The following is a 13,354-nucleotide window of genomic DNA, read 5'->3' on the forward strand; positions in this document are numbered from 1 at the left end:
TACGCCGCCTATGGGCGGCTTTTACCACTGCGCGTTATGTGCAAATGAGTTGTCAGATGACGCCGACGCTATTTTACTTGCCAACCAAAATAAGCGGGAAAAAACAACAAGAAAAATTCGTAGCGTCGAATCCGAGGAATAATTGCCCTTGCGTTTTTTTTTAATTTATGCTATTTTCTAACCATGAGCGAAAGGAGTTTTTTATGAATTTTACAAAAAAAATTTTCGGCTTTATCGCCTTTATTGCGGTAATCGTGTTTTTAGCCATGCCTTTGACAGGCTGTGGCGGAGATGATGGCGGCACAGCCTCAACAATGGAAATGGTAACAATAGACGGCGGAATGTTTATAATGGGAATGGGCAGAGAAGACCAACCGCAACATCCGGTATTTTTGGACGGTTTTAAGATTGGCAAGTATGAGGTAACACAGAAGCAGTATCAGGCGGTAATGGGGAGCAATCCGAGTGCTTTTAGGTTAGCCGTAGCGGGGGAAAGCGGTACGCCCGGCAAATTACCTGTTGAGATGGTAAACTGGTATGACGCTTTAGTATTCTGCAACAAGTTGAGCGTTATGGAAGGGTTAAGCCCGGCGTACAGAATATCTGGGAGTACCGATCCTGCGGTATGGGGAAGCGTGCCATATTACGAAGATGAATATATAGTTGGTGACACTGCGGCATGGGATGCCGTGGAGGTGGTTTCAGGTTCCACCGGTTACCGTTTGCCGACCGAGGCGCAGTGGGAATACGCGTGCCGCGCGGGGACGACGACTGCGTACAACACGGGGGCTACGATAAGCAACAGCACGGGGTGGTATCGAGTCAACAGCAGAAATCATACGCATCAGGTGGGATTGAAGTCTGCAAACGCGTGGGGCTTATATGACATGCATGGGAACGTTTGTGAATGGTGCTGGGACTGGTATGGAGACTACTCAAGCAGTATCCAAACTAATCCCACTGGAGCGGTTGCCGGTCTTGGCCGGGTGTTTCGCGGCGGGGCATGGAACGGCGACGACGAGGTCCTGCTTTCGGCGGTTCGGGGTTACACCTTTACAGGAGGCCGTTACATCATGCTCGGCTTCCGACTGGTCTGTCCCTGAGCCCTGCGGAGCGCAAAGTAATCTGATACCGCTTTTCTCTAATGTCGTTATGCGACATTTGTATGCTGCCGATAGTGTTTATTGCTCATTGCTAATAGATCACAGTGATAAAATGCTAATTAGCGTCTGACCACTAAAACACATAAATAGTGTTTTTTTGATGATTCTTTTTTTTAAATGTGTTTTAGTGGTCAGAATGTATGCCTAAAAAAATCCTTGAGTACTGGCGGGCAGGCTGCGTGAGATGTAAAAACATTTTTCGGGAGGTTTATTTTGGTAAAGGGTGACTGTCACCTTTTTGGCACCCTTGAGAAATATAATTTAAACTGTTAATATTCTCCGTATGAGCGTAAGAAATTCCAAAACGGCATCAGGCACAAGTTTCTCTTTTTTAATTATCACAATAGGAAGCGTGTTATGAAAAATACGAGAAAATGGCAATTTATCACAAGGATGGCGGTTATCGCCATTACCGTGTTTGCGCTGGCGAGGCCGGTAACGGCGCAAAACTTTCCCGCAATCGACATTAAGGAAATTGTAGGCGTAACAGCTCCGGCAGTCGGAGCAAAGCCGGTAACGGAAGTTACACCTACGTTGCAGTACCGGGGAACCGTTACGTGGAGCCCAACCACGCGTTGTTTGAAGCTGGGACCGCGTACACGGCGACAATTACCCTGACGGCAAGGACAGGTTATACATTGCAAGGAGTGGCGGCGAACTTTTTTACCGTGGCGGGGGCAAGAGCAACCAATGCGGCAAATTCAGGGGTGGTTACCGCTATATTTCAACCCTTAATCCTCCTTTGTGATCTTTGTCCCTTTGTGATCTTTGTGTGAGGTCTTGGGGTTAAATTTCCAAGGAGCGTTTCCAAGCGGCTTCTACCGCTTTGATTACCGTGCCGCGAAATGCGCCGGCTTCTAGGGCGGTGATTCCGGCTATTGTGGTTCCGCCGGGGGAGGTTACCATGTCTTTTAATTCTCCCGGGTGTTTTCCTGTTTCCTGAACCATTGCGGCGGAACCCAACACTGTTTGGGCGGCGTAGCGGAGGGCCTTGTCTCTTGGCAAACCTGCGCGGACTCCGCCGTCAGCTAACGCTTCTATGAATAAATAGACAAACGCGGGGCCGGAACCTGAAAGGCCTGTAACGGCGTCCATGAAACGCTCGTCAATTTTATCGATAATGCCCGCGCCGCCTAAGATTTTTTCAAGTTCCGATACACTCTGCGCGGAAACTTCTGGCGAGGCTGACAGAGCTATCATTCCTTTGCCAATTAACGCCGGAGTGTTGGGCATTATGCGCACGACGGGCATTTTTGCGCCGAGAATACTTTGTATTTTAGCGATAGACCAGCCCGCCGCCATTGAAACAAAAACGGGCGCGCGGTTTGAATTAAGTCTTTGATTCGCGATTGGGGCAATTTCAGCTAACACTTGTTGTAAAACTTGCGGCTTTACGGCTAGAAAAATAATGTCTCCCTTTTGCACGGCTTCAATGTTTGTGGATAAAAGTTTCGCCCCTAAAGCCGCCGCGCAGGTCTTTGCTTTTTCTAAATCAACGTCCGTAATGTAAATGTCCGCTCCCTTGGCGGCGCTCATTAAAGCGGAACCCATGTTTCCGCTTCCGATACATGAAATAATACTCATCAGTCTACTCCTGCCGCTTTTCTAAAACGTTTAACGGTCGCGGCTGCGATAGGACGCGCCTTTTCCGCTCCCTGCGCCAAAATTTTATCGAGTGACGGAATGTCCGCCATGATCGCGTCAAACTTTTCGCGTATGGGTGAAAGACACCGGTTTACCACACGGAATAATTCTTCCTTTGCGTCCCCCCAGCCCATGCCTCCCGCGCGGTAACGGCTGGCAAGAGCGGCCTGCTCAGAGGAGTCCGCGAATAATTTGTAGAGTTGGAAAATCTGGCTTTCATCGGGATTTTTCGGCTCTTCTACGGTTTGCGAATTTGTAGTTATCCTCATGATAGTTTTACGCAGAATTTTTTCCGGCGCGAAAAGAGGGATAACGTTGCCGTAGCTCTTGCTCATTTTTCGCCCGTCAAGGCCAGGCACTACCGCGACATCTTCCTGAATTCCCGCCTGCGGCACTTTTAAAACCTGTTGCCCGTAATTTGCGTTTACAGACTGCGCTATATCCTGCGCCATCTCGATATGTTGCAATTGATCTTTGCCGACTGGAACTATATCGGAATCAAAGAGAATAATGTCAGCCGCCATTAGCACGGGATATGTAAACAATCCCATGTTAATTCCCGCGTCGGTATCATCGCCCTTATCATTGTTTTTCTGCACGGCGTCTTTGTACGCGTGGGCGCGGTTCATCAGCCCCTTTGACGTAAATGCCATTAGCATTGTAGTAAGCTCAAAAACTTCTGGGATTGAGCTTTGCCTGTAGAAAATTACTTTATCAGGGTCAAGACCGGAGGCGAGCCAGCCTGCGGCCACTTCCCTTATCGTAGTATTGAGTTCCTTAGGATTTTTCATTGTGTTTAAGGCGTGATAATCGGCGATAAAATAACGCGCGTCGTATTCTTTGGCAAGCTCAAGCGCGGGTTTTATCGCGCCAAAATAATTGCCAATGTGCAAATCGCCTGTGGGTTTAATGCCTGTAAGAGAAATCTTTTTCATAGATTTAATGTAACTAGTTTTTTAAAAAGAGTAAAGACGGTTAATTTTGCGCTTTTTATGATATAGTGTCATTATGAAAATTGGGGTAAAAATATTTGACATTATCATCATCCTTGCGGTGGCGGGGTTGACGTTTTTTGCCGCTTACATGGCGTATTTAAGGCCGCATGGAAAAGCGCAGGTGGTGATTCAAGGGCAGGACAAAGAATGGGTTTATCCCATTGAAGCCGACGCGACGGTCGTAGTGGCGGGGCCGATTGGAGATACGACGGTACGCATTTGCGGAAACTGCGCGTGGGTTGAGTCTTCGCCATGTGATAATCATACTTGTATAGCCGTAGGTTCTCTTTCAAGGCAAGGAGAGTGGGCGGCTTGTCTTCCCAATAATGTATTTGTAATTGTAAATGGGATTGAAGATGATATTGACGGAATTTCCTGGTAGAAAAAATCTCGCCCTGTTAGGCGCTTTGTGCCTGTTTCTTTCCGCCATTGAATACATGATACCAAAGCCCCTGCCTTTTATGCGTATTGGGATTGCCAATATGCCGATAATGCTCGCGCTGGATATTTTTCCTTTTACCGCTTTTTTGTTATTGATCTGCGTTAAAATTATAGGGCAGGCGTTGATTACCGGAACTTTATTTTCATATGTTTTTTTATTTTCGCTTGTCGGGACTTTTTTGTCAGCCGCCCTTATGTTTGTCTTACGCCGATTGTTGGGGAAAAAACACATAACATTTATCGGCGTGGGGACTGCGGGGGCCGTTATTTCAAATCTTTCGCAGTTGGCGCTCGCGCATTTTTTTATTTTTAAGGGAAATATCCGCTATATCGCGCCGCCATTTTTGCTGACCGGGCTTATTACGGGAATCGCGTTAGGTGTTTTTTGCGAAGCCTTTACCCGCGTTTCAAAATGGTATCAGATTAATGAGAGAAAATTATGAGCAGGCTTGAAGTTTACAAAAATATTTTTAGCGCGAAAGCGTTGTTTTTCACGGGTTTGTTAATTATGCCGGCTCTGCTTTTTATTCCCAGCACGGGATACCGGTGTTATCAATTCGCGTTTTTCTGTATTTTGGTTTTGCTTTCAGGACAAAAAATCAATTTTTTAATCACGTTTCCAATAATAATGTTTATTATCGTATTTAATTTGATTATTCCCTACGGGCGCGTTTTATTTTCTTTTGGCGCGATAAAAATAACCTCCGGCGCGTTACAGGCCGGAGTCCATAGGGCTTTCACCTTACAATCGTTTGTAATGCTGTCAAAGCTGACGATTAGGCGCGATTTAAAAATTCCCGGCGCTTTTGGCGAATTACTCTGCGAGTCTTTGCATATATTTTCCGCAATAATGAACAAGAAATACAACTTTCCTAAAAAAAACATTCTCGTAGAAATTGACAATCTGATGTTGGAATTAAGCGATATAACCCTGCCCGCGCCTGACGAAAAAACAGTAAAAACCAAACCCGCGGGATTTGTTATTATAGCTTTAGTTGTTATTCTTTCATGGCTGCCATACTATATTTTTTATCTGTAAGCGTAAAATCACAACCGGGCGTGGCGATTACGCTCTTGTCTTCAAAAACAAAAACCGCCCGCGCATCCCCGTAATTTTTTAAAATTGATATTCCCTTTTCATAACCTGAAACAAAGACCGCCGTAGAAAGAGCGTCTGCGTCCATGGAAACATCCGCTATTATTGTCACCGATACAAGCCCATTGTTCACGGGATAGCCGTCTGTTACGGACAGCAGATGATGATACAACACTCCGTCCTTTTCAAAGTTCCGCTCATAAACTCCTGAAGTTACGACAGTTTTTTCCGGTATCTGTAAAACGCCGATAATGGAACCCCGTCTACCGTCAGGATTTTGAATGCCGACTTTCCACGGTTTCTTGTCACGCCTAATGCCAAGCAAGATAATATTGCCGCCAAGATCAATTTTCGCGCTGTTTATATTACTCGATTTAATTATTTTAACCGCCTCGTCCGCCGCATAACCTTTAGCGATGCCACCCAAATCAAGAGCCATGCCGTTATGCGTCAGATATACGCTTTTCGACCGCGCGTCCATTTCAATGTTACGCCAATTTATTAACGGCAGCGCTTCGTTAATTTCTTCGTTACTTGGGACGCGCGGTCTGGAGCCAATTCCCCAGAGAGAAACAATAGGCCCCACTGTGGGGTCAAACTCGCCGCCGCTTAATTCGGCAAAATATATGGCGCGTTCAATTACTTTAAACGTGTCTTCCTGCACCTGTACCGGCGCGATTCCTGCGGCGGCGTTTACTCTGCTGACATCAGAGGAAGAAATATTCACGCTCATAAGATTTTCTATTTCGCGTATTCTGGAAAAAATTTCATCGCAAACTCCCGTTTGCCCTTTTTCAAAAATAGTGACGGAGCAGACTGTTCCAAGCGCGAAATCTGTACGGGTTGTAACTTGTTCGGCGCAGGATACGAAGAATAATAAACAAAGTGACAATGAAACTGTTATTTGCTTACAAACCAAAGCGTTCAGATAATTCCTTCAGGTGGCTGCCGATAAAAAGAGCGCCGTAGGTGGTTAGGACAATGCCGATTGTTATGCCTACGGGCAGCATGAATGACATTCCCGATTCCAACGCGAGACGCTGGAAATCAAGCCCGAAAAATACGGTCGCGAGCGATATTAGAATAACGAATCCCGCTATTACCCAGCTTTGCGTTGAAAAGCCGCCCACGGTATCACGCGCTTCATCCGGCTGCTCGGCGTCTATTCTTGCCATTATTGTCTCTTCAAGAGCGGGAGAGGAAGGGAAAAAATCTTCCTTCATTAAAATTTTCGCGGCTTCATAACGCTCTATTTTTTCAGCGCAGACATGGCAAAAAAGAGAATGAGCCCACACCTGTATCTGGCTTAAAAGCGACATGGAATCTTCCCCGCCTTCTTGCGATTCATAATACAAATCCATATTCTTTGAACAACTTGTGTCATTCTCCTTTTTGTCAATGTCAACTTTCTGATAACCCATCTAACTTCTCCCTCAATAATATCTTCGCCCTAAACACGTGAGATTTTATCGTATTTACGGGAATGCCCGTAATCGCCTCAATCTCCTGATATGAACGGTCATAAAAGAAAAACAAATCGATGCAAATTCTAAAACGTTCCGGCAACTCATCTATCGCCGCGCGGACTGCTTCTCTTGCCGCGTTACGCAACGTTATGCGCTCTGGCGTTTCCCCGCTGTTTGTAAGTTTTTCAGCGTCTTCCTCCGCAAGGCTGTGGTATTCCTTCCTCCTGTTCACCTCGTTTAACGCCGTGTTATAGGCGATTTTATAAAGCCACGTTGAAAACCGGCTTCTTCCTTCAAAACGTGGAAGGCTCCGGTACGCCTTTAAAAAAACCTCCTGCGCGAAATCTGAAGCGTCATCCGAATTACGGAAGAAGCTCATTCCCATTCCATAGACGGCCTTTTCATGCTGTCGCACTAAAAGGCGGAACAAATCTTTCTGTCCCGAAACAATTTGGCTGACGACTAACCGATCGTTTATTTCAGATTCATCAGCCATCACGCTTTTCAGTCCGCTTTATCACATAGAAGATTAAAAGCCCTATGCCCATCGACAGTGGAATGATCCCGCCCAATAAGCCGTATGACGCCTTTTCAACCGCTACTGATAAAAATACAGTTAACGATATGCCAACGCTGCTTAAAAGAAGGCCCGCTAACAGGCTGAACGTAAGCAGGTTAAAATCCGGTTTCGCGTATTGTCCCGCCTTAATCAATAATGTCCTTCGTCTGTAATTCCACAACAGGTAGAAGAAAATAACTACCGAACCCATTACAATTCCCACTATGGGAATTACCGCGATAATTACCTGTGCGGCGGCGGATGTTCCATTCATGTTTTACTCCAGATTTTATTGTAAATTATAGCTTCTTATTCGTCTATGATTTTGACACGAAAAAATGGGGAAAGTTGCGGAGTGATACGGTAATATGTTCCCTTTTTACTACACGATGTATGCCCAAGGAATTTTTTTAGTACAGGCGGGCAGGCTGCGCACGCTGTAAAAACTTCGGAAGAACCCGCCTACGGAGCCTTTCGGCGACTAGACAGCGGTAGGCAGAAAGCTTTATCTAGGGGTCGTCGCCGAACTTTTATTCTCTGAATTTTCTTTGTTTTATTCCCAAGTCTCCTACGGCGGGGAATTTCCGAAAGATGTTTTTACATCGCACGCAGCCTGCCCGCCTGTACTCAAGGAATTTATTCGGCATACATCTTCTAGCGGTAATTAGCAATTTATCACTTCGTGATCTTTGTACCTTCGTGAGCTTTGTGAGAAATATTACGGATAAATTCCAAATTGTTCGTGTTGGTTCGTGGTAAAAAAAAGAGAGTTACCTACTCACCGCCCACACCACGCCGCCGCTAATTACTGCTGTTACTGGGATCGCTATTATTGTAAAAGTCCGCCAGAATTTTGAGCTTTGCGCGTATCTCGCTGATAATTGCGACTGCTTCTTGTAGGTTTCTGACATTGCGGTTAGTTGTTCCCGTAAGCTCGCCAGTAAGGTCTCTTGCTCTTTGATTGTGTTCTCGTAGTTGGCGATTAATATCCCGCTCGCGGTCAAGTTCTGTTTCAAGTCTTCCAATAGTTTCTGCTGCTCTTGCGTGTTGGTTAGAGTATCGTTTATCAAGTTCTCCAACTGCGCTAAATCGTTGTCTATTGAAGAAAAGTCCTGCGCATAGGCAACCGGCGAGGAAAGCGAGGAGAAGATAAAGAATAGGGCGAAGGCGATGGTTTGTTTCATTCAAGTTTAAATCTCCTTACGAAAAATCTCACACGAAGAGCACAAAGGTACAAAGATCACAAAGAGGGAGCAGGTACACTTGGAAAAAGCGTTAGCTGCAAACGTTATACATCCTTTTACATAATCCAAATTACCCCATATCAAGTGCCGCCGACTTGTCAGCGACACTATGAAATTTGGGTGTCACTGTTGCGTTTACCTAGTGTGCTGTAGCCGGTGGCGGCTACAGTAATTATTTATATAGTTTACGGGCAAGTCTTCAAATAAACTTTAAAAGGTGTTTGAGCGTTGGCATTTTGACCAAAACCAAAAGGCTTATCAGAGGTAACTATAATGCTTGTTAAACCGTGAGGTCCAATAACTTTAGTACCTTTTATATCCCATGTATCAAAGGAATGTTTGTCAACCACTACTTTATAAACTTCAATTCGCTCTTTGCCGACATAACTTTTTATTTCGATAGTGGCAGTTTTTTTGTCTGTAGAAAAACTAATCCTTGCGTCAATTTGAGCAGTGCCATTTTCATAGTAATTGCATACATCGTCCTCCGCAAAAACTACGCCTGCCAAAATAATAAGCATTACTAAAGCTGTTAGGAAAATTTTCTTTTTCATAAAACCCCTTCCTTTCTAAAAAAACAAAGTAATATTCAAAAGCCGTCTTAGCCAAAAAATTGGCTATGCCACCGATACGCCTTTTTGCAATATTCCCCTGTCTTTCGAGGATTTACCCCTCGTTGTTAGCATTACCCACCCATACGGGCGGTTTATTAAAAAGCCGAAAATCGGCATTTTTACAAAATTATCAGCGGCACTTTTGTTGTCAAACATTTAGCTTACCCCACAATGTCTGTCTGCTTAATATCTACTAAAGTTTTCTCCGTCTCCCTGAATTAGTTTGTTGGTAACAATAGTGTACTTGAACTGCTGTCCCTTGAATTGACCATCTGTAATATACAGGTGAAGACTATTACCGGATATGGTTGCTGTTCCCGATGAATTTTTACCATTCGCCTGTATATTCACGCTTCCGCTTGAACCATTACCATTTAAAACCATAAAACCATTACCAACAGAGCTATTCCATGTTCCGCCAATATTGTTTGTTCCACTCATTACACTTAGATTCCAACCGGCGGACTGGGATTGATTAGTGGATTGGGTTGATTGTGAAGGCGTAGAAGGCTGTACATACACATTGGTTGTCGATTGAGAAGGAGCGGGTGCGGGTGTGGCTGGCTGTTGTGTAACTTGACGCGGTTCAAAGTCCCTTGCGCCGTTGGCTTTGAGGTAATCGTAGATGTCAATTTCGCCGTTGTCGTATGCTAATGAAGCGGCGGTTTCGCCGCCTTCTGCCCGAAGATTTACTTTTGCACCATGTTCTACCAATAGTCTGACAATTCTAAATTGTCCATATTGTGCGGCAAACATGAGGGCGGTTTTGCTTTCACTGGGGTCATAATTAAAAGAAACATCTTGTTTGAATGATGCAGATAGTGAATTGTACCATGCCGTATATTCATCGCGAGTCTGGCGGTAATTAATATTGTCTTCTGTCGATTTGTTTATTAAATCAGGAAACAATACCCAACGTTTATTTTTTGCCGCTGCTCGTAAAGCCCAATCATTAAGTGTTCCTCCTTTTTCAAGCAGTAATTGTACAAAATTATCTGAATAACCTTTGTTAACAGCCATTGCAATAGCATTATTTCCTATTGGCATTCCAATACTAAGCAGATACCGGCATAATTCTTCTGATTTTTCAAAGACTATGAAATTATCAACATCGTTATCACCAAAAATTACCTTATATTGATATAAAAGCTGTGCCGTTCTTAATGCTGTAGAATTATTATAAAAAGAGAGCATAAACCAACAATCTCTTTGGTCTTTGATACTCCATTTATGAGCATTGTTTTTCAAGATACGTTCAGCTTTTGAAAAATTATCTTCTCTTATTGCAGCATTAAAATCACGATTAGTATCCGCCGCAAACACCATCTGCGCCTGTAACAGCAACAATGCCGCCGCTATTCCTAAAACCATTTTCTTTTTCATTTTAATTCTCCTTATGTTTTTTTTGTCAGGCGCCGAGCAGATGCCTAAAATCCAACTCTGTACCAAGCTTCTCCATTTCCGGAAAATGACGTTTTACTGGTTATGCTGTAAATGTATGACCTATTCATTACATTGATTGTTAGACGATCACCGTCTATTGAATAAGTGCCTTTGTTTTGCGTACCGGCAGCGTCCTTGTAATATACCATTCCGCTTTTTGCAATTCCGGCAAAACTAATTTCTTCCGGCCTTCCTGAAATTCTGTACCTGCCGTTTTCAAGCGGCGATTGAAATGCGCTGTTAATATCACTTGCAACTCGTGCGGCAACGTCCGCCCCGCTTGAACCTGATGATTGTGATTGGCTTGAAGAACCGCTTGACGATGAAGGAGGCGGGGTGTAATTGCTTGAAGATTGCGCCGGCGCGGGGGCAGGAGTTACCGGCTGTTGTGTAACTTGGCGTGGTTCAAAGTCAATTGCGCCATGAGCTTTAAGGTAATTGTAAATTTCAATCTCGCCGTTGTCGTAAGCAAGAGAAGCGGCGGTTGCGCCGTCATCAGCACGGAGATTTACTTTTGCGCCTTTTTCTACCAAAAGCCTGACAATTCTAAGCTGTCCTGACTGTGCGGCATACATGAGGGCTGTTTTGCTATCATTAGGGTCATAATCAAAAGAATTCCTACTACGGTAAGCCGCTGATTGTGAATTGTAATCAGTGGTAGCGTCAGCTCGGGTATAGCGATAACTCATGTCATCCTCGCTTAAGCGGGTTACCATGAGAGAAACCAGCGACCATCGCTTATTTTGTGCCGCTTTTTGTAAGTTTTGACTGCTTATTTTTACTCCCTTATCTAATAAAAATTGAAAAAAATTATCGCTATATCCCTTCTCAATGGCAGCATAGATAAGAGAATCAATAGGTGCGCCTTTATCTATCAAAAACCGTGTAAAATTTTCCCCATATCCATTGGTAATAGCAGCCCAACAGTAACGTCCAAACGGCATTCTAATAGTTATCAGATAACGGATCAAATCTTCTGATTTCTTACTATGTAAGGCAGTATTAATACTCCAATCATCCCAATCAACATTATATTGATACAATAACTGTGCTGCCTGTAATGACCTTGAGGAACTGAATTGCTCATCAAAGACTGTGAAAAGCCAAGCTTTGCCCTGCTCATCAATACTCCATTTTTTAGCGTTGTTTTTAAGGATGCGTTCTGCTTTGGAAAGATTGCCTTCTCTTATTGCAGCCTCAAAATCACTATAAGTATCCGCCGCAAAAACCGTCTGCGCCTGTAACAGCAACAATGCCGCCGCTATTCCTAAAACCATTTTCTTTTTCATTTTAATTCTCCTTATGTTTTTTTTGTCAGGCGCCTAGCAGATGCCTAAAATCCAACTCTGTACCAAGCTTCTCCATTTCCGGAAAATGACGTTTTACTGGTTATGCTGTAAATGTAAGACCTATTCATTACATTGATTGTTAGACGATCACCGTCTATTGAATAAGTGCCTTTGTTTTGCGTACCGGCAGCGTCCTTGTAATATACCATTCCGCTTTTTGCAATTCCGGCAAAACTAATTTCTTCCGGTCTTCCCGAAATTCTGTACCTGCCGTTTTCAAGCGGCGATTGAAATGCGCTGTTAATATCGCCGACAACTCGCGCGGCAACGTCCGCCCCGCTTGGACCCGATGATTGTGATTGGCTTGAAGAACCGCTTGACGATGAAGGAGGAGGGGTGTAATTGCTTGAAGATTGCGCAGGCGCTGACGGCTGTTGCACAACCTGACGTGGTTCAAAGTCTATCGCGCCGTTGGCTTTGAGGTAGTTGTAGATTTCTATTTCGCCTTTGTCGTAGGCGAGAGATGCGGCTGTTGCGCCAAGCGGGATAGATCCAATTTCAACCAAGACATCGTTATTATTAGCGCGTGCGTTAACATTTACGCCGTTTTCAACAAGCAATTTTACGGTATCTAACTTTCCGAGAAATGCCGCCCGTCTTAATGCATCAGCTCCTGCTTCGGAACGAATTTGCACTCCTCTTGAAATAAGCTGCCGAATCATCTGGTTGTCTCCATTACTAGCAGCAGATGGTAGAATTTCTTCTCCGTTAGCTCCCCTGTCCAACAGAAGATTTACCACAGGCATATCTTTATTCGAATAAGCCTTTCTTACTGGCATAAAAGAAGAAGCACGATTGGGATTTGCACCAGCATCCAGTAAAAATTGTATGACAGCGAATGAGTGTTTGTTAAATACTGCATTTTCTAAAGGGTAATAAGAATCATACTTATATTGCCTATTCACATCGGCTCCATAACGAACCAGTAGTCTAAGCACATCCAGACAATTTGCCTTGTTAAAACTTTCGGCATATATTGAAGAGTATATTGTTCCATACATGCATTTCGCCAAATCCATTTGCCCTGCTCTTTTTTGAAGTAGCTTTTCAATATTACCGATATTATTACGGTTTAATTCATTTATAAAATTATCGTAATCATCTGCAAAAACCGTCTGCGCCTGTAACAGTAACAATACCGCCAATACTCCTAAAACCAGTTTTGTTTTCATTTAATATCTCCTTTCTTGTGTTGTTTTATATGAAAAAGCCTTATGTGACCAAAGGTCGTGCGACTGAAAGTCGCTTGGCGTTTTTCTACGGATAGTGAGAAATGTAACCACGTTGTGGTTATTGCGTTGAAATAGTGATTTTTCTTTACTTTTAAGCCGGTATGGTAC

Annotated in this window: 18 protein-coding genes; 6 read left to right on the forward strand and 12 right to left on the reverse strand. The window is 44.0% G+C overall.

What is annotated here, in order from left to right:
- Positions 1–10 precede the first annotated feature (10 nt).
- The 3 genes from ACYVRA_RS12970 (at position 11) to ACYVRA_RS12980 (ending at position 1,781) form a co-directional block, all read left to right on the forward strand.
- Positions 11–142, forward strand: a complete 132-nt coding sequence (locus ACYVRA_RS12970) for a hypothetical protein (RefSeq protein WP_461253138.1) — start codon at positions 11–13, stop codon at positions 140–142.
- Between the two features lie 61 nt (positions 143–203).
- Positions 204–1,103, forward strand: a complete 900-nt coding sequence (locus tag ACYVRA_RS12975; protein WP_461253139.1) for a formylglycine-generating enzyme family protein — start codon at positions 204–206, stop codon at positions 1,101–1,103.
- A 417-nt stretch (positions 1,104–1,520) separates the two neighbouring features.
- Positions 1,521–1,781: a hypothetical protein gene (locus ACYVRA_RS12980; RefSeq protein WP_461253140.1), complete on the forward strand. Its 261-nt coding sequence runs from the start codon at positions 1,521–1,523 to the stop codon at positions 1,779–1,781.
- Between the two features lie 168 nt (positions 1,782–1,949).
- Here ACYVRA_RS12980 and proC read toward each other — a convergent pair whose 3' ends face one another.
- Both proC and ACYVRA_RS12990 read right to left on the reverse strand, forming a co-directional pair.
- A complete protein-coding gene (proC, locus tag ACYVRA_RS12985) occupies positions 1,950–2,747 on the reverse strand; it encodes a pyrroline-5-carboxylate reductase (protein ID WP_461253141.1) in 798 nt (265 codons plus the stop codon).
- Positions 2,747–3,742 carry a tryptophan--tRNA ligase gene (locus ACYVRA_RS12990; RefSeq protein WP_461253142.1) on the reverse strand — a complete coding sequence of 332 codons (996 nt, stop codon included), beginning with the start codon at positions 3,740–3,742 and terminating at the stop codon, positions 2,747–2,749. The genes proC and ACYVRA_RS12990 overlap by 1 nt, the downstream gene beginning before the upstream one ends.
- Before the next feature lie 73 nt (positions 3,743–3,815).
- Here ACYVRA_RS12990 and ACYVRA_RS12995 point away from each other — a divergent pair, with 73 nt between their 5' ends.
- Genes ACYVRA_RS12995 through ACYVRA_RS13005 form a run of 3 tightly spaced genes read left to right on the forward strand, consistent with a single transcriptional unit; the run spans position 3,816 to position 5,282 of the window.
- Complete coding sequence (locus tag ACYVRA_RS12995; RefSeq protein WP_461253143.1) at positions 3,816–4,184, forward strand: NusG domain II-containing protein; 369 nt, start codon at positions 3,816–3,818, stop codon at positions 4,182–4,184.
- Positions 4,159–4,686, forward strand: a complete 528-nt coding sequence (locus ACYVRA_RS13000) for a Gx transporter family protein (protein ID WP_461253144.1) — start codon at positions 4,159–4,161, stop codon at positions 4,684–4,686. The genes ACYVRA_RS12995 and ACYVRA_RS13000 overlap by 26 nt, the downstream gene beginning before the upstream one ends.
- Positions 4,683–5,282, forward strand: coding sequence for a hypothetical protein (locus ACYVRA_RS13005; RefSeq protein WP_461253145.1), 600 nt, complete (start codon positions 4,683–4,685; stop codon positions 5,280–5,282). The genes ACYVRA_RS13000 and ACYVRA_RS13005 overlap by 4 nt, the downstream gene beginning before the upstream one ends.
- Here the strand turns inward: ACYVRA_RS13005 and ACYVRA_RS13010 are convergent.
- The 10 genes from ACYVRA_RS13010 to ACYVRA_RS13055 form a co-directional block, all read right to left on the reverse strand.
- Entirely contained in the window at positions 5,242–6,258 is a 1,017-nt protein-coding gene (locus ACYVRA_RS13010) for an FAD:protein FMN transferase (RefSeq protein ID WP_461253146.1), read from the reverse strand. The genes ACYVRA_RS13005 and ACYVRA_RS13010 overlap by 41 nt on opposite strands.
- Positions 6,248–6,760 (reverse strand): peptidoglycan-binding protein, encoded by a 513-nt coding sequence (locus ACYVRA_RS13015; RefSeq protein ID WP_461253147.1) that lies wholly within the window; start codon positions 6,758–6,760, stop codon positions 6,248–6,250. Before ACYVRA_RS13015 ends, ACYVRA_RS13010 begins: the two co-directional genes overlap by 11 nt.
- The gene (locus tag ACYVRA_RS13020; RefSeq protein WP_461253148.1) at positions 6,741–7,301 is read right to left on the reverse strand and encodes an RNA polymerase sigma factor; all 561 of its coding nucleotides are present in this window, start codon (positions 7,299–7,301) and stop codon (positions 6,741–6,743) included. Before ACYVRA_RS13020 ends, ACYVRA_RS13015 begins: the two co-directional genes overlap by 20 nt.
- Positions 7,294–7,638, reverse strand: coding sequence for a hypothetical protein (locus ACYVRA_RS13025; protein WP_461253149.1), 345 nt, complete (start codon positions 7,636–7,638; stop codon positions 7,294–7,296). Before ACYVRA_RS13025 ends, ACYVRA_RS13020 begins: the two co-directional genes overlap by 8 nt.
- A 496-nt stretch (positions 7,639–8,134) precedes the next feature.
- Positions 8,135–8,548, reverse strand: a complete 414-nt coding sequence (locus ACYVRA_RS13030; protein WP_461253150.1) for a hypothetical protein — start codon at positions 8,546–8,548, stop codon at positions 8,135–8,137.
- Positions 8,549–8,793: 245 nt separating this feature from the next.
- Positions 8,794–9,162, reverse strand: a complete 369-nt coding sequence (locus ACYVRA_RS13035) for a hypothetical protein (protein ID WP_461253151.1) — start codon at positions 9,160–9,162, stop codon at positions 8,794–8,796.
- 63 nt (positions 9,163–9,225) lie between these two features.
- Positions 9,226–9,378, reverse strand: a complete 153-nt coding sequence (locus ACYVRA_RS13040) for a hypothetical protein (protein ID WP_461253152.1) — start codon at positions 9,376–9,378, stop codon at positions 9,226–9,228.
- Between the two features lie 27 nt (positions 9,379–9,405).
- A complete protein-coding gene (locus ACYVRA_RS13045) occupies positions 9,406–10,605 on the reverse strand; it encodes an ankyrin repeat domain-containing protein (RefSeq protein ID WP_461253153.1) in 1,200 nt (399 codons plus the stop codon).
- Between the two features lie 44 nt (positions 10,606–10,649).
- Entirely contained in the window at positions 10,650–11,954 is a 1,305-nt protein-coding gene (locus ACYVRA_RS13050; protein WP_461253154.1) for an ankyrin repeat domain-containing protein, read from the reverse strand.
- Between the two features lie 44 nt (positions 11,955–11,998).
- The gene (locus tag ACYVRA_RS13055) at positions 11,999–13,186 is read right to left on the reverse strand and encodes an ankyrin repeat domain-containing protein (protein ID WP_461253155.1); all 1,188 of its coding nucleotides are present in this window, start codon (positions 13,184–13,186) and stop codon (positions 11,999–12,001) included.
- Positions 13,187–13,354: the final 168 nt, after the last annotated feature.

It is taken from the genome of Treponema sp. R8-4-B8 (genome assembly GCF_054786175.1).

Coding starts and splice junctions, on each gene's coding strand:
- ACYVRA_RS12970 (WP_461253138.1), top strand. CDS start 11: ATGGGCGGCTTTTACCACTGCGCGTTATGTGCAAATGAGTTGTCAGAT.
- ACYVRA_RS12975 (WP_461253139.1), top strand. CDS start 204: ATGAATTTTACAAAAAAAATTTTCGGCTTTATCGCCTTTATTGCGGTA.
- ACYVRA_RS12980 (WP_461253140.1), top strand. CDS start 1,521: ATGAAAAATACGAGAAAATGGCAATTTATCACAAGGATGGCGGTTATC.
- proC (WP_461253141.1), bottom strand. CDS start 2,747: ATGAGTATTATTTCATGTATCGGAAGCGGAAACATGGGTTCCGCTTTA.
- ACYVRA_RS12990 (WP_461253142.1), bottom strand. CDS start 3,742: ATGAAAAAGATTTCTCTTACAGGCATTAAACCCACAGGCGATTTGCAC.
- ACYVRA_RS12995 (WP_461253143.1), top strand. CDS start 3,816: ATGAAAATTGGGGTAAAAATATTTGACATTATCATCATCCTTGCGGTG.
- ACYVRA_RS13000 (WP_461253144.1), top strand. CDS start 4,159: ATGATATTGACGGAATTTCCTGGTAGAAAAAATCTCGCCCTGTTAGGC.
- ACYVRA_RS13005 (WP_461253145.1), top strand. CDS start 4,683: ATGAGCAGGCTTGAAGTTTACAAAAATATTTTTAGCGCGAAAGCGTTG.
- ACYVRA_RS13015 (WP_461253147.1), bottom strand. CDS start 6,760: ATGGGTTATCAGAAAGTTGACATTGACAAAAAGGAGAATGACACAAGT.
- ACYVRA_RS13020 (WP_461253148.1), bottom strand. CDS start 7,301: ATGGCTGATGAATCTGAAATAAACGATCGGTTAGTCGTCAGCCAAATT.
- ACYVRA_RS13025 (WP_461253149.1), bottom strand. CDS start 7,638: ATGAATGGAACATCCGCCGCCGCACAGGTAATTATCGCGGTAATTCCC.
- ACYVRA_RS13030 (WP_461253150.1), bottom strand. CDS start 8,548: ATGAAACAAACCATCGCCTTCGCCCTATTCTTTATCTTCTCCTCGCTT.
- ACYVRA_RS13035 (WP_461253151.1), bottom strand. CDS start 9,162: ATGAAAAAGAAAATTTTCCTAACAGCTTTAGTAATGCTTATTATTTTG.
- ACYVRA_RS13040 (WP_461253152.1), bottom strand. CDS start 9,378: ATGTTTGACAACAAAAGTGCCGCTGATAATTTTGTAAAAATGCCGATT.
- ACYVRA_RS13045 (WP_461253153.1), bottom strand. CDS start 10,605: ATGAAAAAGAAAATGGTTTTAGGAATAGCGGCGGCATTGTTGCTGTTA.
- ACYVRA_RS13050 (WP_461253154.1), bottom strand. CDS start 11,954: ATGAAAAAGAAAATGGTTTTAGGAATAGCGGCGGCATTGTTGCTGTTA.
- ACYVRA_RS13055 (WP_461253155.1), bottom strand. CDS start 13,186: ATGAAAACAAAACTGGTTTTAGGAGTATTGGCGGTATTGTTACTGTTA.